Source organism: Rhodanobacter sp. 7MK24 (assembly GCF_014842995.1).
Classification (GTDB): Bacteria; Pseudomonadota; Gammaproteobacteria; order Xanthomonadales; family Rhodanobacteraceae; genus Rhodanobacter_A.
In genome coordinates this window covers 1-23,603 of sequence record NZ_JACYXL010000006.1, presented here as the reverse complement: position 1 = coordinate 23,603, position 23,603 = coordinate 1, and the positions used below count along the sequence as shown (strand labels likewise).

Here is a 23,603-nt window from a genome sequence, read left to right as displayed (position 1 = left end):
TCGATGAACACAACCAAGGATGGCCCACGAACTGGAAGGTAGTCGTGGCCGAGGTCGGCGCGATACTCCTCGTGATGGGCGCCATCCATTTATGCGTGCGAACGAGCGAACGGCGGCATTCCGAATTTCTGGAAAGAGAAACGGAAGCACTTCGTGCGAAGAGCGCCGTTCCTATGCTTCACCCGCCCAACGAACGGGACATACTTGCGTTGGCGGAAAAGGACTCGTCAACCTTCTGCCATCCGTCGGATGATTCCGTTGACGGGTGCAGGCTGGATGCAGTGCTCATGGACAACCAGGGGATCGTTTTCGCGTGGCCCTATTTCGGGAAAGCGGATCCTCAGTGCTGCGCACCAGACAGCGCCCATCTTTTCAGATATTCGCGCGACGGCGTGTTTTTGCGCGAAGAAAGGGGCGGCCCTTGAACCACCTCGATCTCATCGGTGGAAGCAGCTCTCATACAGCGCCCTGATTTCCGCTTCCGCAGTCGAAAGCGGCCATTGGCCGATACCCCATTTTGGCTACATAGCGGTACTCGAGTACGCATGCCCATTCAAGAGATAGGCACCGCACTGTACCCGCGCTTGAGTACCAGCAGGCCGCTTCCCGTGCTCTCACTTGCGAGATGCGTCTTTATGGCGTCATAGATGGTCGGCGTGAGCGTATCTACGTTCTGCAGGGATACGCCTAGGCAGCGTCGCTTTGGAAACAGCCGCCACATCAGGGCATAGAAGGTTGGCAGCCTGGATTGCCAAGCTTCCGGTCGCTTGGGGAAAATCAGGACCGCCTGCCCCGGCGCTACACCGACCCTATCGATGTCATCCCATGGGACCAGTCCATAGCTCGGCAAGGTCATGCCCTGCGCATCGACAACCAGGACCGGCTTTCGATAAAGCGCCCGACGACCGAACAGCAGGGCGACAAGACCGAAAAGCAACGCACCTAGCAAAAGGGCACCTTGATCCTTGTCACTTGTGAAGAGAACCAGCAGAGCAGGCACAGCCAGAGTCAAGCCGAGCAACGCCACGACCCCATTGCGCCATAGTGACCACCTGACTGTGCACGTTTCCATTCAAGCCTCCCTCCGTTCTCCGTGATCATTGTCCGCATCTTCTCTCAGGTCCGTCCCGACCCAGGCCGGACATTAGCCTCAGGACCGCTCCCATTACAGACGACCCGCGGCTCGGTCAGCAAGCGGGTACGCAATCAGTCGACCGCACGTCGATTCCGCCGCAACTCCGCAGCTTCTGCCCGGCGTGCCACTGCGCAAGGCGTGTTGATGCATACCGCCGTATCGGTGATCGTGGTCACCGCACGCTCGAACAGTCGGGTACCGGCCTCCTGCCGGCGCGCCACGCGCGAGCCCTCGAAGAGGATCGCGCGCTGGCAGCGGCGCACCAGCGCCAGGCCGGCGATCTTGCGCACGACCCTTCGATGCATGGAGAAGGCGGATCTCGAACCCTCGATTTCGCGAAACCCTCATCTTGAGAGTTTTACGCTGCTCTGGATCGACTACCCGGGGAGGGCTGCCATGTTCAAGCATTCGGTACTCGTTTTGCTGCTCGCTGCGTTCGCTACTCTTGCTTTTGCGGACAGCCCTCCGAAGATTCGTCAACCTACGCTCACGCCGCAATCGAGCGGCACCACACAGCTGCTGATCGCCGTCAGCCCGGTGAATTCGCGCGTGGTCTGGGCTTCGGGAGCCGGGGGAACCTACGTGGTGACCACCGACGGCGGCAATACCTGGAAGTCCGGCGTGGTACCCGGCGCGGAGAATCTGCAGTTCCGCGATGTCCATGCCGTGAGCGACCGGATCGCCTATCTGTCGTCGGTCGGCGCCAACACCACCGACTTCAAGATCTACAAGACCGTCGACGGCGGCGCACACTGGACAGTCGAATTCACCAACCAGCTCACCAACGCGTTCTACGACTGTTTCGCCTTCTGGTCCCCCGACCGCGGCATCGCGCACAGCGATTCAGTGAATGGGGTGTTTCCCGATCTGCGCACCTTCGACGGCATCCATTGGCAGTCGATCGCCGGCCGCATGCCGCCGGCACTCCCGGGAGAAGCCTCGTTCGCAGCCAGCGGAACCTGCATCACCACGCAGGGAACGCAAAACGCGTGGATCGCCACCGGCGGTTCGACCACCGCGCGCATTCTCGCAACGCGCGATGGCGGCAGCACCTGGAACGCCTATGCCACTCCGCTCATCAGCAACGCCAGTGCTGGCGGCTTGAGCGTGGCTTTCCGCGATGCGCGCAACGGCTTTGTCGGCGGCGGCGACTTGTCGAGCAATACCTCAGCCGACGCAGCGACCTCGCACGATGGTGGCGCGACCTGGACGCTGACCAACCCACCGCCAACCCCCGGAGCAGTCTTCTGCGTGGCGTACGCCCGAGGCCTGCGCGACCGTCACTTTTCCGCATCGTCCAACGACGAGGATGATCAGGGTCAAGACCAGCATGACCATGGGCCCCGATTCGATCGCACGGTCGTGATCACCGCCGAAACCGCACCCGACTTCAATTCGGGATCGGCGGCCTGGACTCCCGACGAAGGCCAGAACTGGTATTGGCTGCCTACCGTGAGCGGATACTGGGCCGTCGCCTTCGCGAATCCCAAAGCCGGATGGTTCGTCGGCAACAACGGACAGATTCTGAAGATCAGTTTCTAGACTTTGGGAGGTTCCAAGCAAGACCGGACTTGTGCGAGGGAGAGTCGACACGGGAGTGATGGTTCGGTTACGTCGTCGCGCCTCGCTTCGACCGAACCCTCTCCCGGAAGGAGAGGGACTCGCCCGTGCAGGTTTTCCTCAAGCTACCGCCGTGGCCGCTTCCGTCGGCATGGCCAACGCACGCGAGGTAGAAGCCGCCAAACAGGGCGGCAAAGTAGAGTTCACCAGGAAATCCCTTCTTCCCCTTGGCTTTCAGCCTGCGCGATTCAGCCGCAAGCCAATACGCAATCAACCGGCTGCCCGCCGATTCCTCCGCAACTCCGCCGCCTTGGCCCAGCGCGCCGCCACACGCGGGGTGGTGATGCACACCGCCACGTCGGTGAGCGTGGTCACCGCACGCTCCAGCAGCTGGATGTCGGCCTCATGCTGGCGCGCCACGTGCGGGTCCTCGAAGAAGATCGCTCGATGGCAGCGGCGCTCAAGCACCAGATCGGCGATCTGCGCATCGCCGCCCATCGGACCGCTCTGGTAGCGGTCCGCCCACGGCTTGCCCTGCGGCCAGCCGCGGCTCCAGGCCAGTTCGTTGAGGCGCTGGCCGGTGGTGCCGGTGGCGACGCGGCGGCCGAAGCGAGAGAGCGTGTCGAAGTGCTCGGCCGCATAGGCCAGCATCGCGGGCTTCATGGCGTCGTGGGCGATCAGGGCGAGCGTCTGCGACTCCAGCGCGTGCAGATCGTCCGCGCCAGGATCGGGTTCCAGCCCGGCATGCATGCGCTCCAGCTCGATCCAGTCGCGCGCCGAGGCCACGGTGGAGAGGAAGGGCTTGGCGTGGATCACGCACTGGCGCTTGAGCGCCACCGCTTCGGGGAATATCGAGGACGGATCGACCGGATCGATGAAGTAGATCGCACCATCCAGCGTGCGCGCATCGCCGTCCATGCCTACCACTTCGGCCACCAGTTTCATCAGTCCGCCGGCGCGGCCGTAGGGGTAGCGGCGCAAGGTCGCGTAGTTCGCCAGCAGGCCGGCACGCATGATGGCGTCGTGGGTGCGGCCCACCGCATGCAGTTCGAGACCCAGTTCGCGGATGCCCTGTTCGCAGGCCCCCAGCCAGCGGAACAGTGCCGCGTCGTCGTGGCTGTGGTGCAGCTGGTTGGCGGCAAGGCCCAGGCGCATGGGAGTGTCCTCTTGGGTGATGGCGATGCTTTTGGCTTGTCATTCCGGCGCAGGCCGGAATCCAGCAAGTGTGTGGCCTGGATGGGCGTAATCGCTACTGGATTCCGGCCTCCGCCGGGATGACGAACAGAGCGTCCGTTCACACCGAGCGTAGCTTGCAATAGCAAGCACAGTCGAAGTACCCCTTCGACTTCGCCCATTCGGCGCTTCGCTCAGGGTGAACAGCCAAAAATCATCATCCTTCAAGCCACCGCCGCGACAGCCTCCACCTGCGTAGCCAACATCTGCGCAATCGAAGCCGCGGCTTCGCGGCCGTCGTGCACCGCGCGCACCACCAGGTCGGCGCCGCGCACGCCGTCGCCGCCGGCGAAGATGCGCGGGTGGCTGGTCTGCTGCGGCAGCGCGCCGTCGGCGCCGGTGATGACGCGACCGGAGTGCGCCAGCTTCACGCCGTGCGACACCAGCCAGTCAGGCGGGCTGGGCAGGAAACCGAAGGCCTGGATCACCACGTCGGCGCGCAGCTCGCTTTCGCTGCCTTCGACGTTGTGCGGACGCGGACGGCCGTGGCCATCGGTGACAAGCTCGGTTCGCACCACGCGCACCGCACGCGCGCGGCCGTGCTCGTCGCCGAGAATTTCCAGCGGCTGGCGATGGAACAGGAACTCCACGCCTTCCTCGCGGCTGTAGCCCACTTCGCGCGCGGAGCCGGGCATGCTGGTTTCGTCGCGGCGATAGACGCAGGTGACGCTGGCCGCGCCGAGGCGGATCGCGGTGCGGTTGCAGTCCATGCCGGTGTCCCCGCCGCCCAGCACCACCACGTGCTTGCCGCGCAGGTCGAACGCCGGCGCAGGCGGCTCGTCGCGCAACAGTCGCTCGGTGTTGGCGATCAGGAACGGCAGCGCGTCATGCACACCGTGCAGCCCGCGGCCCGGCAGCTTGCCGTCCACATAAGTGTAGGCACCGGTGCCCACGAACACCGCGTCGTAATCGTCCAGCAACTGACCGAACTCGATGTCGCGACCTACTTCGTGGCCGAGCAGGAAACGCACACCCAACTGCTCGAGGAAGGCACGCCGCGTCTGCACCACGGCCTTGTCCAGCTTGAACGGCGGAATGCCGAAGGTCAGCAGGCCGCCGATTTCGTGCTGGCGGTCGTACACGTCGGCGGCGATGCCCGCGTGGCGCAAGCGATCCGCACAAGCGAGACCCGCCGGACCCGCGCCGATGATGGCCACGCGCTTGCCGGTCTCCTTCACGGCGGAAAGATCCGGCCGCCAGCCCTGGCGCAGGGCCTCGTCGGTGACCCAACGCTCCACGCTGCCGATGGTCACGGAACCGAACGCAGTCTGCTCCAGTGTGCAGGCGCCTTCGCACAGGCGATCCTGCGGGCACACGCGGCCGCAGATTTCCGGCAACGGGTTGGTCTCGTACATCAGCGTCGCCGCCTCGACGATGCGCCCCTGCTCCACCAGCTTCAGCCAGTTCGGGATGTAGTTGTGCACCGGACAGGCGTGCTCGCAATACGGGTTGCCGCAATCCAGGCAACGACCCGACTGCGCCCCCGCATTCGCTTCGCCGAAATCGCCCGCGATTTCGCCGTAGCCCAGCACACGGATCGCCACCGGCACGGTGCGCGGCGTCTGCCGCGGCAGGTCGAGAAACTGGAACAGCTTGTGCTCGCTCATGCCGCGCTCCTCAATTCTTCCGCCAGCACGGCCAGGCTGGCCGCCTTCGGCTTCACCAGCCAGAACTTGTATTGCAGGCCGCGGAAATCGCGCAGCACCTGCCGGCCCCAGTCGCTATTGGTGTATTCCACATGGCGCGTCACCAGCTTGCGCAGGTGCTGCATGTAGTGCTCCATGCCTTCGGGCGAGATGCGCAGGATGTCCACCAGCTCGTGGTTGTAGCAGTCCACGAAATCGCGCTCGAGGTCGAGCACGTAGGCGAAGCCGCCGGTCATGCCTGCGCCGAAGTTGAGGCCGACCTTGCCGAGCACGGCCACCGCGCCGCCGGTCATGTATTCACAGCAGTGGTCGCCCGCGCCTTCCACCACGGCCACCGCGCCGGAGTTGCGCACCGCGAAGCGCTCGCCCGCACGGCCCGCAGCGAACAATTCGCCGCCCGTTGCGCCGTACAGGCAGGTGTTGCCGATGATGGAGGCATCCTGCGTGGCGAACGGCGAATCGGCGGGCGGACGCACCACGATGCGGCCGCCGGCCATGCCCTTGCCCACGCCGTCGTTCGCCTCGCCGGTGAGTTCGATGTGCACGCCGCCGGCGTTCCACGCGCCCAGGCTCTGGCCGGCCGCGCCTTCCAGCTGCAGCACGATGGGCTTGTCGTCCATACCGTGATCGCCATGCCGGCGCGCGATGGCACCGGAAAGGCGCGCGCCGACGGCGCGGTCGGTGTTAACGATGGAATAGCTGAAGTGGCCGCCTTCGCCCAGTTCCACCAGCGGCGAGGTGTCCGCCTCGATGCGCATGGCAAGCGCGGCAGGATCGCGCATCGGGTTGCGCGCCATCGCACAGGCGCTGTCGCTGGCGGCGCCGAGGCTGCTGCCGTCCAGCAACGGCGCGAGGTCCAGGCCGTGCCGCACGGGCGTGGCGTCGTCGCGCTGCGCGAGCAGTTCGCTGTGGCCGATCAGTTCGGCCAGCGAACGCGCGCCCAGCCGTGCGAGGTGTTCGCGCACGTCGTTGGCGATGAACCGGAAGTAGTTCATCACCATCTCGGGCAGGCCGGTGAAGTGATCCTTGCGCAGCACCGGATGCTGGGTGGCCACGCCGGTGGCGCAGTTGTTCAAGTGGCAGATACGCAGGTACTTGCAGCCCAGCGCCACCATCGGGCCAGTGCCGAAACCGAAACTCTCGGCGCCGAGCAGCGCAGCCTTGACCACGTCGAGGCCGGTCTTCAGGCCGCCGTCGGTTTGCAGGCGCACGCGGCCGCGCAGCTCATTGCGGCGCAGGGTCTGCTGCGTTTCGGCCAGGCCAAGCTCCCACGGCGTGCCGGCGTATTTGATCGAGGTGAGCGGGCTGGCGCCGGTGCCGCCGTCATGGCCGCTCACGGTGATCAGATCCGCGCCCGCCTTCACCACGCCCGCGGCCACGGTGCCCACGCCGGCATGCGACACCAGCTTCACCGAGACCAGCGCACCGGGGTTCACTTCCTTGAGGTCGTGGATCAGCTCGGCGAGGTCTTCGATGGAGTAGATGTCGTGGTGCGGCGGCGGCGAGATCAGGCCGATGCCGGGCTTGGCGTAGCGCAGCCGCGCGATGGTGGCATCCACCTTGTGGCCGGGCAGCTGCCCGCCTTCGCCGGGCTTGGCGCCCTGTGCGATCTTGATCTGCAGCACCTCGGCGTTGACCAGGTACTGCGGCGTGACGCCGAAGCGGCCGGAGGCGACCTGCTTGATCTTCGACATCTTCTCGGTGCCGTAGCGCGCGGGGTCTTCGCCGCCTTCGCCGGAATTGCTGCGCGCGCCGAGGCGATTCATCGCGGTGGCCAGCGCCTCGTGCGCCTCGGGCGACAGCGCGCCCAACGACATGCCCGCGGAGTCGAAGCGCCGCAGGATAGCCTCTACCGGCTCCACTTCATCCAGCGGCACCGGCGCGCCCAGCGGCTGCACCGCGAGCAGGTCGCGCAGCGCCGATGCGGGGCGATGGTCGACATGGTGGGCGTAGGCACGGTAATCGGCGGGATCGCCCGAGCGCACCGCCAGCTGCAGCGAGGCGATCACCTCGGGGTTGTACATGTGGTACTCGCCGCCGTGCATGTACTTGTAGATGCCGCCCGCGCGCAGCGGCTGCGCGGCGTTCCACGCTTCGGCGGCAAGCAGCTGCTGCTCGCGTTCGAGTTCCGCGAAACCGGCACCACCGATGCGCGAAGGCGTTCCGGGGAAGCACAGTGCCACGACCTCCGGCGCGAGGCCCACGATCTCGAACAGTTGCGCACCGCGGTAGCCGGCGATGGTGGAGATGCCCATCTTCGACAGGATCTTCAGCAGACCCTTGCGGATGCCGCGGCGGTAGCTGCGGCCGATCTCGAGCCGGTCACCGTCGATGTGCCCCTCGCGCCCCAGCTCGAACAGGCTCTGGTAGGCCAGCCACGGATAGATCGCGCTGGCGCCGAAGCCCAGCAGGCAGGCGAACTGGTGCGCATCGCGCGGCGTGGCGGTTTCCACGATGAGGTTGCACTGACAGCGCAGGCCTTGCTCGACCAGGTGTGCGTGCACGGCGCCCGTAGCGAGCAGGGAGTGCACCGGCAACTTGTCGCGCTCGGGATAGCGGTCGCTGAGGAAGACCAGCGCGTTGCCGTCGCGCACCGACTTCGCCACGTCCTCGCACAACTGGCGCAGCGCGGCTTCGAGGTTGGTCTGCGCCGGGTCGTACATCAGGTCGAAGCGCGGCGTCCCGGCGTACTGCGGCAACGCCAGCAGCTGGCGCAACTTGCGCTGCGAAAGGATGGGCGAGTTGATCAGGATCTGCTTGGCGTTCTCCGGCTTCAACTCGAATACGTTGCCTTCCGGCCCCACCTGCGTGACCAGCGACATCACCAGCTTTTCGCGCAGCGGATCGATCGGCGGATTGGTGACCTGCGCGAAGGCCTGGCGGAAGCGGTCGAACAGCGGGCGTACCTGCCGCGACAGCGCGGCGACCGGCGTGTCGTCGCCCATCGAGCCGGTGGCCTCGGCTTCCAGCTCGGCGATCACCTTCAGCACCGTCTCGCGCTCCTCGCGCGAGAGGCCGTACAGCTTCTGATAGCAGCGCAGCTGATCCGCGGGCAACGGCTCGGCGGCCAGCGAGGGGTCGATCAGGTCGGATTCCAGGTAGCTCACGCCGGCGCGCAACCAGTCGCGGTAGGGCGCGCGCTTGCGGTTGATATCGTCGATGTCGGCGTCGCGCAGCAGGCGATGTTCGCGAAAATCCACCGCGATCATCTCGCCCGGTGCGAGGCGGCCCTTGGCGACCACGCGCGCCGAGGGCATGTCCCACAGGCCCGCCTCGGAGGCGATGATGAAATGATTGTCGTCCGACAGCGCCCAGCGCGCGGGACGCAGGCCATTGCGGTCCAGCGTGCAGGCGGCGAAGCGGCCGTCGCACATCACCAGGCCCGCGGGGCCGTCCCACGGCTCGCTGTGCAGCGCGTAGTACTCGTAGAACGCCGCGAGGTCCTCGTCGATGTTCTCGCGCGCGGCGAATGCGGGCGGCACCAGCATGCGCATTGCGGCGAGCAGATCGATGCCGCCGGCGAGCAGCACCTCAAGCGCGTTGTCCAGGCTCTCCGAGTCCGAGCCCTGCTGGCGCACCAGCGGGCCAAGGTCGCCCAGTTCCACGCGCGGCGAGCGCCAGATCGTCTCGCGTGCCTGCATCCAGCGGCGATTCGCGCGGATGGTGTTGATCTCGCCGTTGTGCGCCAGCAGGCGGAACGGCTGCGCCAGCCGCCACTGCGGCGTGGTGTTGGTGGAGAAGCGCTGGTGGAACACCACCGCGTCGGCGACCAGCGCCGGGTGCGTGAGGTCGGCGAACACTTCGCGCAGGCGCCCCGGCGCGGCCATCGCCTTGTAGCCGATCAGTCCCGCCGACAACGTCACCACGTAGAACGCCGGATCCTCCGCCAGTGCGGCCTCGGCGCGACGGCGCGCGCGGAACAACGCCAGCTCGAACGCCTCGTCATCCATGCCATCGCCGGCATCGACGAACACCTGGCACACGCGCGGCCTCGCAGCGGCGGCAAGCGGACCGCAGGCCTCCTCGTTCACCGCCACCTCGCGCCAGCCCGCCACGCGCACGCCTTCTTCGGTGAGATGCCGCTCCAGCACTTTTGCGGCCGTGTCACTGCTTGTGTCGAGGAACACCACGCCTGCCGCGAAACGTTCGCCGATCGCGATGCCCGCTTCGCTGGCCAGGGCGCGCAACCAGGCCTGCGGACGCCGGATCAGCACGCCGCAGCCGTCGCCGCTCACGCCGTCCGCGTTCACCGCGCCGCGATGCGAAAGTTTTGCCAAGGCGTTGAATGCGGTATCGACTACCCACGCGCTGGCGCGGCCGTCGATCTGCGCCACCAGACCGAAACCGCAGCTGTCGTGTTCGAACGCTGCGTCGTACAGGCTTGTTCCACCGGACTGCTTCATCTTGCTCACTCGCTGGACGGCAGGGCACGGAAAGCCAGCGGCTGCCGGAGCACCGTCCTGGATTTCGTGGATTACGGTTCGACTACAACACACTTGTTGCGTCGCGTCAAAGACTTCTATACGTCCAAATGGAATTTGGCGATTCGGGGCTTTGGAGCCGCGCAGGTATCGAGAGAAAGCTGACCAGCGGGGACCTCGCTTCTTCCCCTGCGGGGCGGAATTGCAGACTTGCGAGTGGGACTACGCTTTGCGGGTTTTGGTTTGCTTGCTGGGCATCTGGATTTGCTTGCAAGGAACAAGGCGGCTTCGGTCGCCTGCAGGCGTGCGGGTTCTTCTCTTTGCTGGCCATGCCGCCGCAGGAACGACGGCGAACGGCGAAATCGCCCCGAAGAGCGGAAGACTGGATGCCCGAGGTCATGAGCAAGGAACCAGAGAAACTGCCTGGTTCGATGCGGCGGAACTGCAAGCAAGCTGGGTCTGGGGGTTTGGGAGCCATTCCTGCCCGCGCGATAGACGCGAGGCCATACCGCGCCGCATCTGGAAACCGAGGTTCGAAGCCCCGCGGTACCTCGTGCCGCATCGGCCCTGTCCTGGTTCTGGATGTCGACGCTGCTTTTGCGCACTTGAAGCGCCGCTTCCCGGGCTTCTGGCCTTGACGAGGCGGGGACGATCAGACCGCGCAGCGGGCGCGGGGGAAAGGCGGCGTCCTTTTGGTCGGACAGGAAGGCGGCCAAACGCCGCATCGAGCACTCTTTTCTCTCGACCGCTTCTCTTTTGGATACATGGATACACAAAAGAGAAATGACCCGGTCACCGCACTGGAAGACAGGTGAAACCGTTCTGTCGTCGACGAATGATCCGCTCTCCCGCATCGAGAACTAAGAGAAATCTAAGAGAGGCCTAAGAGAACACTAAGAGAAGCAAATTGCGCCAGGGAGCCGCAATTTTCCGCGCAAATCGCATCTTCCTTTTGCAGCACAAATGTCATGTGCAAGGGCCAGCATCCGCGCCGCTGTCTACACCCCCTTCCTCTCCGGTGCCCACCCATGACCCAATCCATGCCCGTCCTGCGCGCCGTGCTCGCGCTTGCCATCGCCGCCGCCATCGCCTCGCCGGCTCGTGCGGATGACACGAACACCACGCCCATCGCGCCGACGGCGGATGCAAGCGCCATCGGAGCCACGGCGAACAACCCCAAGACGCTGGCGAAGGTGCAGGTGAATGCCAGCACCGTCAACGCGACCAGTACCGCGCCGACGCAGGGCTCCTTGGTGGCGGTCGAGCCGCAGTCGATCATCGGCAGCCTGTTCCTGCAGGAAAACATTGCTCCGACCGGCGACTACACCGACGCCATCGCGATCTCGCCCAGCACCTACACCATCGCACCGAACGGCTCGGGCCTGATGGAAACGGCGGTCGCCAGCATCCGCGGTTTCCAGGACGGCCAGTACAACGTCACCTTCGACGGCATTCCGTGGGGCGACTCGAACGACTTCACGCACCACTCCACGTCGTACTTCACCAACCAGGACACCAGCAGCGTCACGGTGGACCGCGGCCCGGGCACCGCCAGCACGCTGGGCGACGCCACCTTCGGCGGCACCGTGTCGGTGGAATCCATCGATCCCTCGGCCGACTTCAACCTGCACCCCTACCTCAGCTACGGCAGCTGGGCGACGGCAGTGGAAGGTGCGCGCATCGACACCGGCAAGCTCAACGACAGCGGCACCGCCGCCGTGATCAACGTGCAGAACGGCAGCTCGGACGGCTACCTCACCTACGCCGGCCAGCGCCGCCAGAACATCTTCGCCAAGATCGTGCAACCGCTGGGCGACAACACCACGCTGACCTTCGGCGGCATGTGGAACAAGATCAACCAGTACGTGCCATTCGGCGCCAGCAAGGCGCAGATCGCCGAGTACGGCCCGAACTATGCCCTGAACAACGATCCGACCAGCCAGTCGTACTACCGCTACAACAATGACCAGATCACCACGTACATGGCCTACATCGGCCTGCACTCCGAGTTCGACGGCTGGACGGTCGACAACAAGGCTTACACCTACGCTTACAACCACTTCGGCTTCAACGGCCTGGACCCGAACGGTGAGACGCCGAACGGCACGTTCTGCGACAAGAAGGGCAACAACTGTCTCGATCCGGACGACGTGCCCGGCCAGCACATGCGCAACTGGTACCGCTCGTTCGGCGACATTCTCCGCGTGAGCAAGGAACTGGGCCCGGGCGAAATCCGCACCGGCGCCTGGTTCGACCACCAGGACAATCTGCGCTGGGAATACGAGTTCGACGACACGCTGGACGTACCGGCCATCAACACCACCGGCGCGCCGACCAAGGGCAGCGACAGCCCGGTCGACCGCGTGATGACCGATTCGCTGACCACCTTCCAGCCGTTCCTCGAATACCAGTGGAACATCACCGACAACGCGTGGCTGGTGGGCGGCCTGAAGTATGACGACTTCAAGCGCAACCTCGACGCCGAGTACAACCAGAAGACGGGTACGCCACTGGATTATTCGGCGAAATGGAACGCTACGCTGCCCTCGGCGGCCTTCCACTATTCATTCACTTCGGACTGGACGGCTTATGCGCAGTGGGCCAAGGGCTTCCTGGCACCCAACCTCAACCTGCTCTACGTAGCCGACCCGGCCATCTCCGACGGCAGCCTCCAGCCTGAAAAAACCACGAACTGGCAGGTCGGCACCACCTGGAACAGCGACGACCTGACGCTGTCCGGCGACGTCTACAAGATCAATTTCAACAACTTCATCCAGAGCCAGAAGATCGGCGGCGTCACCTACTTCTACAACGGCGGCGGCGTGCACTACACCGGCCTCGAGCTGGAAGGCACCTACATGATCGGCGGCGGCTTCAGCATCTACGCCAACGGCTCGCTCAACCGCGCGATCCAGACCGAGAGCAACACCTGGAATCCGAACACGCCGCACAAGACCGCCGCGCTGGGCCTGATCTACCGCAACGGCCCGGTGTATGCGTCGCTGATGGACAAGTTCGTCGGCAAGACCTACTACACCGCCAACGCCAACGATGACACGCCGATCGGCGGCTACGCGGTGACCAACTTCGCCGCCAGCTACCGCTTCGACCTGCACCGGACGGACGTGAAGGACATCAAGATCGGCTTCCAGATCAACAACCTGTTCAACAACACCAACATCAATGCGCTGGCCGGCACCACCGTGGCCGATGGCACGCCGCTGTACTTCACCATCCCGTCGCGCAACTACAACGTCACGTTCTCCGCGGACCTGTTCTGATGAAGCACGCGCTGTTGCTGGTGGTGCTGCTGCTGGCCGGCCAGAACGTACTGGCCGCCGACGGCAACGCTGCCGCCCTGCCGGTCGAACTGACCCGCCTGTTGCCGCCGCCACCGGCAACAGATTCGCCCGAAGCACGGCAGGACCTGGATGTGGTGCTGGCCACGCAACACGCACGAACCGCCGCCGAAGCGGCGGCGGCCAAGGCGGACGCGGAGCGATCCGTGTTCCGCTTTGCGGACGCACTGGGCGTGAACCTGCAAGCCGAGCGGCTGCCCAGCACGGCCGCCTTTTTCAAACGCGTGGCCGCGCTGGACAAGGCCGAAGTGAAGCAGGCCAAGAATTACTGGCGTCATCCGCGTCCGGCGGCGGTATCCGCGCAGGTGCAGCCGCTCGCGGCGGAAAAGCCCGACGACTGGAGTTACCCCAGTGGGCACGCCACGTTCGGCTACACCGCGGCGGTACTGCTGGCCAATATGCTGCCGGAGAAGCGCGCCGCGATCTTCGCCCGTGCGGATCTCTACGCCCGGCACCGTATCGTGATGGGCGCGCATTTCCCCAGCGACGTGGAGGCCGGCCGGCTTGCCGGCACCGTGCTCGGCGAGCGGCTGCTGGACGATCCTTCCTGGCAGGCCGACTATGCGGCTGCGCGCACGGAGCTGCGCAAGGCGCTCGCCTTGCCCGATGAGCCGGCCATGTGAACGGGTGGCGCGCCGCCGGCTCGCTCCGGTTCGCCGGCTCGGCGATAATCGGTCGATGCCCAGCCTCGCCCGCGTCCCTGCCCTGTCCGTCATCGCGCTCGCCGCCGCGCTCGTCACCGCGTCCCCTCACGCGCAGGACAAGAGCCAGTCCGAACAGGCCGCGGCCAAGCAAAAACTGAGCAACGTGCACCAGGAAGTGCAGGCGCTGGACAAGCAGCAGGCCGCCACCGCCGCGCACCGCGACCAGCTCAACGCAGAACTGGCGAAGCAGGCCGCCGCACTGGACGCGGCCGCGCGCGCCTTGCGCCAGACCGACGCCGAGATCGCCGCCAGGCAACAGCAGCTTGAACAGCTGCAGCAGCAACGCGCCGATCTCAAGCAGAAACTGGCCAGCCAGCGTGCCGCCATCGCCGACCTGCTGCGCGCCAGCTATGCGCTGGGCCACGGTTCCGACCTGCGCCTGCTGCTGGACAACGACGACATGGATCGCATCGCGCGCGCCCTGGTCTATTCGAAATACTTCCAGCAGGACCGCTTGCAGAAGGTGCAGCAGCTGGTGGCCGGCCTTGCCCAGTTGCAAACGCTGGAACAACAGATCACCGCCGAACAGCAAGCCTTGCAGGTCCAGCGCGACCAGCGCGAGAAGCAAAGCAGGCAACTGGCGCAGCAGCGCACCGCGCAGCAGAAGCTGGCCGCCGAAGCCGACGCTACCTATCAGGATCAGGCCCAGCGGCTGGCCGCGCTGAAACAGGACGAGCAATCGCTCAATAGTCTGGTGGATCGGCTGCAGAAACAGATCGACCAGGCCATGCGCGAGGCCGCCGCCCGCGCCGCCGCCCAGCAGGCCGCCGCGCGCAAGCACGGCGGCAAGGCACCGCCGCCGCTGGAAGTGGGCGGCGCCGGCGCCGACATCCGCGGCAACCTGCCCTGGCCGGCCTCCGGCGAGGTACACAGCTACGGCAACGGCGTGCTGATCCGCGCGCCCGGCGGCAGCGAGGTGCATGCCGTGGCAAACGGCCGCGTGGTCTACGCCGGCTTCCTGCGCGGCTACGGCATGCTGCTGATCCTCAACCATGGCAACGGCTGGATGAGCATGTACGGCAACAACGAGACCCTGCTGCACGGCGTGGGCGACGCGGTGACCGCCGGCCAGGCCGTGGGCACCGCCAGCGCCCCTACCGGCACCAACACCGGCGTGTATTTCGAGCTGCGCCAGAATGGCCAGCCCGTGGATCCACGCAGTTGGCTGAAGTCACACTGATCGCCCGATCCGCCGGCGTTGACGGCAACGCCTTGTCGTCGCAGGCTGGTAGCGTTGGAGCTTGCCGTCCGCTCGGCGGCTCCGCCCCCTTCCCCGGAGTCGTTCCATGCGGTTTCCAACCTACAGCCTGTGCGCCCTGCTGCTGGCGGCGCCGTTCGTGCATGCGCAGAACGTGCCAGCGCCCGCCACGAGCGCGCCCGAACCACCCACCGATCTGGCGCCCACCCACGTGCGCGCCGACGCCCCGGCCAAGGCTGCCGACGGCCAGCCCAGCCTGGACGACATCCGCCGCTTCAGCCGCGTCTACGACATCGTGCGCCAGGCCTACGTCGAGCCGGTGGGCAACAAGGAACTGATGAACGACGCAATCACCGGCATGCTTGCCGGCCTCGATCCGCACAGCGAATACCTCGACAAGGACGGCCTGGCTCAGCTCAACGAGGACACCACCGGCCAGTACAGCGGGCTGGGCATCCAGGTGGAGGAACAGGACGGCGGCCTGCTGATCGTCACGCCCATCGACGACACGCCCGCTTCGCGCGCAGGCATCAAGCCCGGCGACAGCATCGTGAAGATCGACGGCGTGCTGGTCGACGGGCAGAACGTGGACGACATGTTCAACAAGCTGCGCGGCAAGCCCGGCAGCAAGATCACGCTGACCATCCTGCACAAGGACAGCGACAAGCCGGTGGACATGCACCTGGTACGCGAGAACATCGACGTCACCAGCATCAAGGTGCGCCAGCTCGAGCCCGGCTACGACTACATCCGCATCACCCAGTTCCAGAGCGACACCGCACCCGACCTCGAACACAAGCTCGGCGACCTGATCGCCAAGAACGGTGCACCCAAGGGCGCCGTGCTCGACCTGCGCAACAACCCTGGCGGCCTGCTGACCGCCGCGGTGGGCGTGAGCGACGACCTCCTCGACTCCGGCACCATCGTCACCACGCGCGGGCGCCTGCCCGACTCCAACATGAGCTTCAGCGCGCACCACGGCGACCTGCTCAAGGGCGCACCGCTGGTGGTGCTGGTGAACCATGGCACCGCCTCCGCCGCCGAGATCGTCTCCGGCGCGCTGAAGGACAACCACCGTGCCCTGCTGATGGGCCAGCGCACCTTCGGCAAGGGCGTGGTGCAGACCGTGCTGCCGCTGGATGCCGACCACGCAGTGAAGCTCACCACCGCGCGCTACTACACGCCCAACGGCACCTCGATCCAGGCCGAGGGCATCAAGCCCGACATCCCGCTGGCCGACCTCAGTGTGCAGAAGGCCGACAGTGCGCCGGAACTGATCAGCTCGGAAGCCGACCTGCCCAACCACCTCGCGAACGAGAACACCAAGGCCGGCGGCAATATCGACAACGACGGCAGCGCCGCCGAAGCCAAGCTTGCCACCAGCGACTATGCGCTGGCGCAGGCGTTGAACGTGCTGAAGGGCATGGCGCTGGGGCGCGGCGCGCCGGTGGCGAAGTAACCACAGACAATTTTTGCAGCCATGTCGCGGGATCTGGAATCAAAAGAAGCAAACGGCCGGTACTTTCCTCTGCCATTTGCCGAGGTGGCATCGCGTGTCGCCGATCTTCCGTTTTCCTTGCACAGCTACGATTCCCGCCTTCCCGTTCGACTTCTGAACTGCGATGTGGAGTGTGGTCTTGGGCATCAACTCTGCACATTCATGCCTATGTCGTACCTGGCCGTACTCTCGCTGCCAATCAGCGTCTCACCCGCCGTTGCCAAATCAGCCCTTTCATTCGCGATCAGTGAGTTCGTAGCCATAGACAAAGAGCCACACCTTGCTGTCCGCCAGCAACAGTTTGTGGTTTACCGCGCCTACTTGGGCTCTCTCGGTCGTGTATCGATCGCCCGGCATGTAGTTTCTGCCGGCAGTCGGTCGTATCTTCATTTCCAGAACGCTGCCACGCTTTCAAAATCGCAAACTTCACCCAAACAGCATGTCGTGCTGGTTCAGCGAGTAGCTGCCTAATAAATTTCCGCAACAAACCATCTCGACTGAACGCCGCTCTTACAATCGCTCACCTTGATCCGCTTCCAGCAATTCCGCCGGCAGCGGCAGCATGTCCAGCCCGCGTGCGAACAGCATCGCCTGGAAACGCTCACCCATGCGGTCCGGCAGGGTGAGCCGTTTCACTTCCTGCGCCAGGCGATAACGCACCGCCTCGTCGTCGGTCCGCGCGTGGGCGTTCCCGAAAGCTTCCTGCAAACCGCTGGCGATCAGGAACTGCGCCTGCGGAAGGTAAGCGGCCACGCCGAAACCGGCACTGTTGCCCGCCTCGGCCAGCGCGGTGAAATCCACCGAGGCGGTGAGGTCGTTGAGGCCGGGCAACCACAACGGATCACCGTGCGCGTGGTGGCGGTAGTGCGCCATCAGCGTGCCGTCGCGGCGCTCGGGCTGATAGAACTCGCGGCGTACGTAACCGTAGTCGACGAACAGCAGCATGCCGACTTCCAGCGTGCCGGCCACCGCCTGCATCCAGTACGGCAACTGCGGCAGGATCTCGCTGCGGTAGCCGTCGGCGAATTCCTCGCCGAGATCACGCTCGACGTGGCGCACCGCGCCGGCCACCAGCGCATCGGCGGGGCGATCCACGCGCATCAGCCGACCTTCGCCGTCCAGCGCCACGTATTCCTCATAGACCTCGCCGCCCTTCATCGCGATGCGCGTGTTGGGCAACGCGTCGATCACCTCGTTGGCGAACAGCACGCCGCGCCAGCCGTGGTCGGGCGGCCCGTCCAGCCACCTGACACGCTCGTTGATCTCGGCGGGCAGCGCGGCAGCCAGGCGTTCGCGCTGGCGTTCACGCAGGTCGGCGCTGGGCTCGAGTATCAGATAACGATGCGGCAGGCTGCCGGCCGCGGCGAGAGCCTTGAGCACCACTTCCGCGAACGCGCCGCTGCCGCCGCCGAGTTCGAGGAAATTCGCCTGCTCGCCCAGCATGTCCAGCACGGGCGCCACTGTGTTCGCCACGCAGCACGCAAACAGTTCGCCCAGTTCAGGCGCGGTGACGAAATCGCCCGCCTCGCCAAACTTGGTCTTGCCCGCGCTGTAGTAACCCAACCCCGGCGCATACAGGCAGCGCTCCATGAATTGCGAGAACGGCATCGGCCCGTGCGCGGCGATGTGTTCCCGCACGTGCTGCAGCAACAGATCGGAATGCGCACGCTCTTCGGCGCTCGGTTCTGGAAGGCGGGAATGCATGGCGTCGGCCGGTTAGGTGGAAGCGCGGCAAGGATAACGGATGCCGCCGCGCAGCCGCGTCAGAAGTCCTTCTGCAAGCTGAGATACAAACCGCGGCGCGGACCGTATTGCGGCGCGCCCACGCCCACGCCAGTGCCGTCGCGCAGCTCGTAGGTGCGATCCAGCGCGTTGATCAGCGCGAGCTGGGTATGCAGCTTGCCGAAATGATCGAACGTAAAGTCGTGCGAGACGTCGAGATTCAGCTGGAAGTAGACAGGCATGCTGGCGCCGTTCGGGATGTTGCTGCCGTCCGGCAGCACGTAGTCGCGACGCAGGCCGGAGCCGAACAGGTAGTCGGCGCCGAACTTGGTGCCGTCGTCCAGGGCATAGCTGATGCCGCCGGAGGAGGTGTATTTCTGGTCGTGGTCGAGATAGATGTAATTGTTCGCAATGTACGCCAGTTCGGCGGGAGCGAAGTTGTACTGGCTGGTGACCACGTCCTTGCCCATCGCCTTGCTCCAGGCGAAGTTGAAGTAGGCGGTCCACGGGCCGTTGTTGAAGTTGGCGGTGAACTCCGTACCGGTTACGCGGCCCTGGCGATAGTTGAAGGTGGAGTAGACCAGCGCGGTGCCGAATTGGCCTTCGTCCTGCAGGTCGTGCACCTGGCGGTAATAGCCGTCCAGGCCCAGCGTCCACGAACTGCCGAAGTTCTGCGAGATGCCCGCGTCGAAATAGTTGGAGCGCTCGGCCAGCGGCGTGTTGTTGCCGTAGTTCTTCACCGCGTTGGTGGTGTTGGCGAAGGCCGCGATGTCCGCGTCGGAGATCAGCTCGGTCTGCGGGGGCGTGAAGTAGCGCGAATAGCCGGCGTGCACGGTGGTGTTCTCGCCGGCCTGCCAGACCATGCCGATGCGCGGGCTGAGCTGGCTCTGGGTGGTGTTGAAGGCGGAGTACTGGTCGCCGCGCAGGCCGTAGTTCACCGTCCAGTTTTCACCGATGCTCCATTCGTCCTGCACGTAGGCCGACCACGTCTTGGCCAACACGGGCGCGCTGGTGAAGATGTTGAATGGCACCGTGCTGGTCTGGCTGCCGTCGGCATCGGCCGGAAACACCAGCGAGTTGGTATTGGTGCCGGCGCGGTCGAATTCGCCGTAGACGCCGTAGCGCAGGGTGTTGCTGTCGCCCAGCGGCATGGCGAAATCCGCCTGCAGCGTGCTGGCGCGGTCGGACTGGTTGATGGTGCCGGCCACGCCGTTGAACATCAGGTCGCCGATCACGTCGGGCAGGTATTGCAGGCCGCTGTAACGCTGGCCCAGCGAGACCTGGTAGTCGGTGCTGCCCAGCTTGCCCTGCAGCGACAGCACGCCGAAACGGGTCTGCTCGTCCTGCTGCTCGTTCAAGTCGGCGGAGTTGAAATGGGTGACGTCGAGGTAGCCGAACTGCGGAGAAACATCTTGCCGGTCTGGGATCTCGAAACGGTTGTTGGTGAAGCCGAACATGAAGCTCAGCCGCGTGTCGTTGTTGATCAGATAGGTGATATCGCCAAAACCCTTGACCTGGTTGGTGTGGTCGTGGATCGGCGTGCGGCTGGCGGTGGGGTTTTCGATGCCAATGTCGCTTTGCAGGTAATTGGCGGTGAAGAAACCGCTCCAGTTGCCGCTGTTGCCCCACAGCGAGACGTTCGGGTTGAAGCTGCCGAACGAACCGCCGGTGACGCCGATGCTGCCGCCATTGCCGAGGTCGGCGCCTGTCTTGGTGGTGATGTCCACCACCGCCGCGGTGCGCAGGCCGTACTGCGCGGGCAGCGCGCCGTCGAGCAGGCTCACGCTCTGGATCGCGCGCGCGTCCAGTGTCTGGCCGAAACCGGAGATGGACTCCGGAATGATCACGCCGTCGATGCGGTACTGCAGGTTCGCGTGGTCGCCGCGTACGTGCAGCTGGCCGTAGGAATCCTGTACCACGCCCGGCGCCTGCAGCACGACCTGGTTCAGCGGCGTGGAGGCGCCCAGCGGCAAGGCCTGGATGTCCTTCGAGTCGATCACGTACTGGCTGGAGCCCGTGTCTGGCGACAGCGCGTTGCGCGCCTGATCCAGCGCTGCCGTAACGCTGACCCCGCCGAGGTCCTTCACATTCGGCGAGCGCTTGTTGCGCGAGGCCGGCTGGCTGTCATCGCCATCCGTGGTCCCGCCGCCGGTGCTCGCCGCCCCGGTCGAAGGAGAAGCAGGGACAGGCGTGACGTCGGCGGCATATGCATGGACGGAGACCGCGCACAACGCTGCGGCGAGACTCAGGGCAAGCGGGGAAAGCTTCATGGGTCGGGATTCCGATTCCTGGGAGACAGCGATCCGGCGCAGCGACCGGGTCATGAACTGTAATGTTATAACATTACCTTCACTGAACCCAACCCGGCACGGGCCACAAGTCATGGTCGCGAGATCGCGCCGCCATTGACCCGGGCTTCATACCTCGGCTCTAGACTGGCCATTCCAGATGCCTCGCCGGCATTCCGCGGAGTCCGCCATGAGCCAGCCCGACCCATCCAACGGCAGTCGCCAGGTACCCGCCGTGATCGGTGGACAGGAGGAAACGAACCGGGTCACCCAGGCCATCCTCGACTTCATCAGCCGCATCCCGGCCAGCAAGGTGGAAGGCGCCGACGATCCCCAGGCGAAGGCCCGCCAGATCGCCAGCCGTGCCGCACAGCGCGCGGCGCTGACTTCCGGCACGCTGGCACTGCCGCCGGGGCCGTTGGGTTGGCTCACCGTGCTGCCGGAGCTGATGGCGATCTGGAAAATCCAGGCGCAGATGGTCAGCGACATCGCCGCCGCCTACGGCCGCCACGCCGAACTTGGGCGCGAGCAGATGTTGTATTGCCTGTTCCGCCATACCGCGGCACAGGCCTTCCGCGACCTGGTGGTACGCATGGGCGACCGTCTGCTGTTCCGCCGCATGTCGTTCGCCGTGGTGGAGCGCATCGCCAAACAGCTCGGCATGAAGCTCAGCCAGCGCGCAGTGGGCGAAGGCCTGTCGCGCTGGCTGCCGGTGATCGGCGCATTGGGCGTGGGCGCCTACGCCTACTACGACACCGGACAGGTGGCCGCCACCACCCTCGAACTGTTCAGCCATGGCATCGAGCACGAAGGCGGCGAGGCATCGGATGCAGTGCCCACGACGCGCACGACTTCACGCGTGCGCAAGCTGGCTGGCGCCGCACGCAAGGTGGCCACGCGCAAGCGTCGACCACCGCCAGACAAGGCTTGAGATGACGCGCCCACACCGATCCGGCAAGCTCTCGCCATCACGAATTGCGCAGGAATCACCGCATGCCGGCCGCCCATGAACGCCCCGTCGCCCTGATCACCGGTGCCGGCAAACGCGTGGGCGCGGTGATCGCGCGCACCCTGCACGCCGCCGGCCACGACCTCGTCCTGCACTGCCGCCATTCGGTGGCAGAAGCCAAGGCGCTGGCAGCCGGACTCGAACATGCCCGCGCCGGCAGCACCCTGGTGCTGCAAGCCGAACTGATCGATCCGCAGGCGCCGAATGCGCTGGTGGACGGCACGCTTGCGCACTTCGGCCGGCTCGACGCATTGATCAACAACGCTTCGGCCTTCTTCCCCACACCCATCGGCACAGCCAGCGTCGAACAGTGGAACGCCTTGTTCGCATCAAATGCGCAGGCGCCGTTCTTCCTCGCGCAAGCTGCCACGCCTGCGTTGCGCGCGGCGCACGGTGCCATCGTCAATCTCGTGGACATCTACGCCGAACGCGCGCTGGCGGATCATCCGATCTACTGCATGGCCAAGGCCGCACTGGCGGCGATGACGCGCGCACTGGCGCTGGACCTGGCTCCCGACATCCGCGTCAACGGCGTGGCGCCCGGTGCCGTGCTGTGGCCCAGCGACGGCAAGCCCTACGACGACCAGCAGGCGATGCTCGCCCGCACCCCGCTGCAACGTGCCGGCTCGCCCGAAGACGTGGCCGGCGCCGTGCTGTGGTTGCTTCGCGATGCGCCTTACGTGACCGGCCAGATCATCCGCGTGGACGGCGGCCGCACCCTGGCGGTGTGAATCAACGCTTGGGGCGGAACGCCGACTCCAGGAGCGCCTGGTCGAAACCGCCGCCCACCTCGCCCGCTTCCGCGTAGCGGTACAGCGCAGCGGCGTAGATGCCCTGCAGCGTGGATTGCGCCAGCCCAAGCAGGATGAAGGCGATCACCACCAGCACGAGCACCGGCGCGATGACAGCGATGGACTGGGTAGCGACCGCACCGAACACCAGCACGGCTGCAAGCAGGGCTGCGAGGACGAATACCAGGCCGAACACCGCGCCCAGGCCCGCGTTGCCGATGAGGTTCTCGCCCCAGGTCCGCTTGAGCAGCTCCGCGCTGCGCTTCACCGCATCGACCGGGCCGATGCCTTCGCTGGCCAGCACCGGCACCACCAGGAAGGTGGCCACCGTCCATGCCAGGCCGAGCAGGCTCACCACGAAACGTCCGATCAGACCCAGTCGCTCCTGCAATGCGCGCAGGAACAGGCCCACGGTGGCCGCGATCAGCGCGTAGCCGAAAATGCTGCCCAAGCGCGAGCGCGCCAGCGCGAAGCCATCGGCCAGTCCGGCCGGTTCGCCACGCAGGCGCTGCAGGGCCACGCCAGCCAGTGCGGTGTTGAAGAACACGATCCTGTCTAATTACATGCTTTTTATATAGTGACAGCTCATAGTAAGCCAACACTCGTGGCGATACACGTTCCGTTGTATCTCCACAGGACGCTGCCGACGCCCGTCGCAATATGTAATCTTGGCGAAGGTCGACGGCAAAGACCCAGAGACCGAGGCAACGAATTGATCAATTCGACGCTTATTCAGAAAGCGGAGGGCGTCGAAGTCGACGCCCCCGCCCGTAGAAGGAACATGAAGCCGTTGACGCCAGCGAACAGAGACGCAAACGCGAGGGGCATATCGACCGGTGCGGTACTATCCGGGAGAGCCAAGCGCCCGGTAGCGCAAAGGGCCGGGAGCACCGAACGAAGTTGAAGCGTCCTCGTTGATTCGAGCCAGTCGGAAGTAGAGTTTCCCCACCAAGGAGCTCTGCATGAAGAAGTCGAAGTTCAGCGAGGAACAGATCGTCCGGATCCTCAAGGAGGTCGAGGCCGGCGCGAAGGTGGCTGA

General features: G+C 65.5%; 17 protein-coding genes and 1 pseudogene. 9 read left to right on the top strand and 9 right to left on the bottom strand.

Features of this window, described 5'->3' with window-relative positions; genetic code table 11:
- The first annotated feature begins 44 nt into the window (after positions 1–44).
- The gene (locus tag IHE49_RS11200) at positions 45–425 is read left to right on the top strand and encodes a hypothetical protein (RefSeq protein ID WP_192157871.1); all 381 of its coding nucleotides are present in this window, start codon (positions 45–47) and stop codon (positions 423–425) included.
- Between the two features lie 128 nt (positions 426–553).
- Here the strand turns inward: IHE49_RS11200 and IHE49_RS11195 are convergent, their stop codons facing one another.
- On the bottom strand, positions 554–1,027 hold the full coding sequence (locus tag IHE49_RS11195) for a hypothetical protein (protein ID WP_192157869.1): 474 nt from the start codon (positions 1,025–1,027) through the stop codon (positions 554–556).
- Positions 1,028–1,206: 179 nt separating this feature from the next.
- A pseudogene (locus IHE49_RS11190) lies at positions 1,207–1,392 on the bottom strand (methylglyoxal synthase); the annotation flags it as partial.
- A 46-nt stretch (positions 1,393–1,438) separates the two neighbouring features.
- Between IHE49_RS11190 and IHE49_RS11185 the strand changes: the two are divergent.
- Complete coding sequence (locus IHE49_RS11185) at positions 1,439–2,677, top strand: oxidoreductase (RefSeq protein ID WP_192157865.1); 1,239 nt, start codon at positions 1,439–1,441, stop codon at positions 2,675–2,677.
- A 288-nt stretch (positions 2,678–2,965) separates the two neighbouring features.
- Here IHE49_RS11185 and IHE49_RS11180 read toward each other — a convergent pair whose 3' ends face one another.
- The 3 genes from IHE49_RS11180 to gltB form a co-directional block, all read right to left on the bottom strand.
- The gene (locus IHE49_RS11180; protein WP_192157863.1) at positions 2,966–3,850 is read right to left on the bottom strand and encodes a methylglyoxal synthase; all 885 of its coding nucleotides are present in this window, start codon (positions 3,848–3,850) and stop codon (positions 2,966–2,968) included.
- Positions 3,851–4,092: 242 nt separating this feature from the next.
- The gene (locus IHE49_RS11175; protein WP_192157861.1) at positions 4,093–5,535 is read right to left on the bottom strand and encodes an FAD-dependent oxidoreductase; all 1,443 of its coding nucleotides are present in this window, start codon (positions 5,533–5,535) and stop codon (positions 4,093–4,095) included.
- On the bottom strand, positions 5,532–9,977 hold the full coding sequence (gene gltB / locus IHE49_RS11170; protein ID WP_192157860.1) for a glutamate synthase large subunit: 4,446 nt from the start codon (positions 9,975–9,977) through the stop codon (positions 5,532–5,534). Before gltB ends, IHE49_RS11175 begins: the two co-directional genes overlap by 4 nt.
- A gap of 1,046 nt (positions 9,978–11,023) precedes the next feature.
- Between gltB and IHE49_RS11165 the strand changes: the two genes are divergently transcribed.
- From IHE49_RS11165 to IHE49_RS11145, 5 genes are all read left to right on the top strand, one after another.
- Positions 11,024–13,276: a TonB-dependent receptor gene (locus tag IHE49_RS11165; protein WP_192157858.1), complete on the top strand. Its 2,253-nt coding sequence runs from the start codon at positions 11,024–11,026 to the stop codon at positions 13,274–13,276.
- Positions 13,276–13,977, top strand: coding sequence for a phosphatase PAP2 family protein (locus IHE49_RS11160; protein WP_192157856.1), 702 nt, complete (start codon positions 13,276–13,278; stop codon positions 13,975–13,977). The genes IHE49_RS11165 and IHE49_RS11160 overlap by 1 nt, the downstream gene beginning before the upstream one ends.
- A gap of 55 nt (positions 13,978–14,032) precedes the next feature.
- Positions 14,033–15,238, top strand: coding sequence for a peptidoglycan DD-metalloendopeptidase family protein (locus tag IHE49_RS11155; protein WP_192157854.1), 1,206 nt, complete (start codon positions 14,033–14,035; stop codon positions 15,236–15,238).
- A 106-nt stretch (positions 15,239–15,344) separates the two neighbouring features.
- Positions 15,345–16,715 carry a S41 family peptidase gene (locus tag IHE49_RS11150; protein WP_192157852.1) on the top strand — a complete coding sequence of 457 codons (1,371 nt, stop codon included), beginning with the start codon at positions 15,345–15,347 and terminating at the stop codon, positions 16,713–16,715.
- Positions 16,716–16,736: 21 nt separating this feature from the next.
- Positions 16,737–17,225 (top strand): hypothetical protein, encoded by a 489-nt coding sequence (locus IHE49_RS11145; RefSeq protein ID WP_192157850.1) that lies wholly within the window; start codon positions 16,737–16,739, stop codon positions 17,223–17,225.
- 39 nt (positions 17,226–17,264) lie between these two features.
- Here the strand turns inward: IHE49_RS11145 and IHE49_RS11140 are convergent, their stop codons facing one another.
- Both IHE49_RS11140 and IHE49_RS11135 read right to left on the bottom strand, forming a co-directional pair.
- Complete coding sequence (locus IHE49_RS11140) at positions 17,265–18,458, bottom strand: SAM-dependent methyltransferase (protein ID WP_192157848.1); 1,194 nt, start codon at positions 18,456–18,458, stop codon at positions 17,265–17,267.
- A gap of 59 nt (positions 18,459–18,517) precedes the next feature.
- Positions 18,518–20,746 carry a TonB-dependent receptor gene (locus IHE49_RS11135; RefSeq protein ID WP_192157846.1) on the bottom strand — a complete coding sequence of 743 codons (2,229 nt, stop codon included), beginning with the start codon at positions 20,744–20,746 and terminating at the stop codon, positions 18,518–18,520.
- Positions 20,747–20,954: 208 nt separating this feature from the next.
- On the opposite strand from IHE49_RS11135, the gene IHE49_RS11130 reads away from it, so the two are divergent.
- Both IHE49_RS11130 and IHE49_RS11125 read left to right on the top strand, forming a co-directional pair.
- Positions 20,955–21,695, top strand: a complete 741-nt coding sequence (locus tag IHE49_RS11130) for a hypothetical protein (protein WP_192157844.1) — start codon at positions 20,955–20,957, stop codon at positions 21,693–21,695.
- A gap of 62 nt (positions 21,696–21,757) precedes the next feature.
- A complete protein-coding gene (locus IHE49_RS11125; protein ID WP_192157841.1) occupies positions 21,758–22,504 on the top strand; it encodes a pteridine reductase in 747 nt (248 codons plus the stop codon).
- Between the two features lies 1 nt (position 22,505).
- Here IHE49_RS11125 and IHE49_RS11120 read toward each other — a convergent pair whose 3' ends face one another.
- On the bottom strand, positions 22,506–23,111 hold the full coding sequence (locus IHE49_RS11120) for a DUF6159 family protein (RefSeq protein ID WP_343227572.1): 606 nt from the start codon (positions 23,109–23,111) through the stop codon (positions 22,506–22,508).
- Positions 23,112–23,408: 297 nt separating this feature from the next.
- Positions 23,409–23,603: hypothetical protein (locus tag IHE49_RS18485; protein WP_225578382.1), on the bottom strand; the 195-nt coding region annotated here is incomplete at its 5' end.

Bases quoted from the DNA above. Each gene is read 5' to 3' on its own strand.
- IHE49_RS11160 (WP_192157856.1), top strand. From the start codon at position 13,276: ATGAAGCACGCGCTGTTGCTGGTGGTGCTGCTGCTGGCCGGCCAGAAC.
- IHE49_RS11165 (WP_192157858.1), top strand. From the start codon at position 11,024: ATGACCCAATCCATGCCCGTCCTGCGCGCCGTGCTCGCGCTTGCCATC.
- IHE49_RS11185 (WP_192157865.1), top strand. From the start codon at position 1,439: ATGGAGAAGGCGGATCTCGAACCCTCGATTTCGCGAAACCCTCATCTT.
- IHE49_RS11135 (WP_192157846.1), bottom strand. From the start codon at position 20,746: ATGAAGCTTTCCCCGCTTGCCCTGAGTCTCGCCGCAGCGTTGTGCGCG.
- IHE49_RS11125 (WP_192157841.1), top strand. From the start codon at position 21,758: ATGCCGGCCGCCCATGAACGCCCCGTCGCCCTGATCACCGGTGCCGGC.
- gltB (WP_192157860.1), bottom strand. From the start codon at position 9,977: ATGAAGCAGTCCGGTGGAACAAGCCTGTACGACGCAGCGTTCGAACAC.
- IHE49_RS11145 (WP_192157850.1), top strand. From the start codon at position 16,737: ATGTCGCGGGATCTGGAATCAAAAGAAGCAAACGGCCGGTACTTTCCT.
- IHE49_RS11130 (WP_192157844.1), top strand. From the start codon at position 20,955: ATGAGCCAGCCCGACCCATCCAACGGCAGTCGCCAGGTACCCGCCGTG.
- IHE49_RS11175 (WP_192157861.1), bottom strand. From the start codon at position 5,535: ATGAGCGAGCACAAGCTGTTCCAGTTTCTCGACCTGCCGCGGCAGACG.
- IHE49_RS11180 (WP_192157863.1), bottom strand. From the start codon at position 3,850: ATGCGCCTGGGCCTTGCCGCCAACCAGCTGCACCACAGCCACGACGAC.
- IHE49_RS11140 (WP_192157848.1), bottom strand. From the start codon at position 18,458: ATGCATTCCCGCCTTCCAGAACCGAGCGCCGAAGAGCGTGCGCATTCC.
- IHE49_RS11155 (WP_192157854.1), top strand. From the start codon at position 14,033: ATGCCCAGCCTCGCCCGCGTCCCTGCCCTGTCCGTCATCGCGCTCGCC.
- IHE49_RS11150 (WP_192157852.1), top strand. From the start codon at position 15,345: ATGCGGTTTCCAACCTACAGCCTGTGCGCCCTGCTGCTGGCGGCGCCG.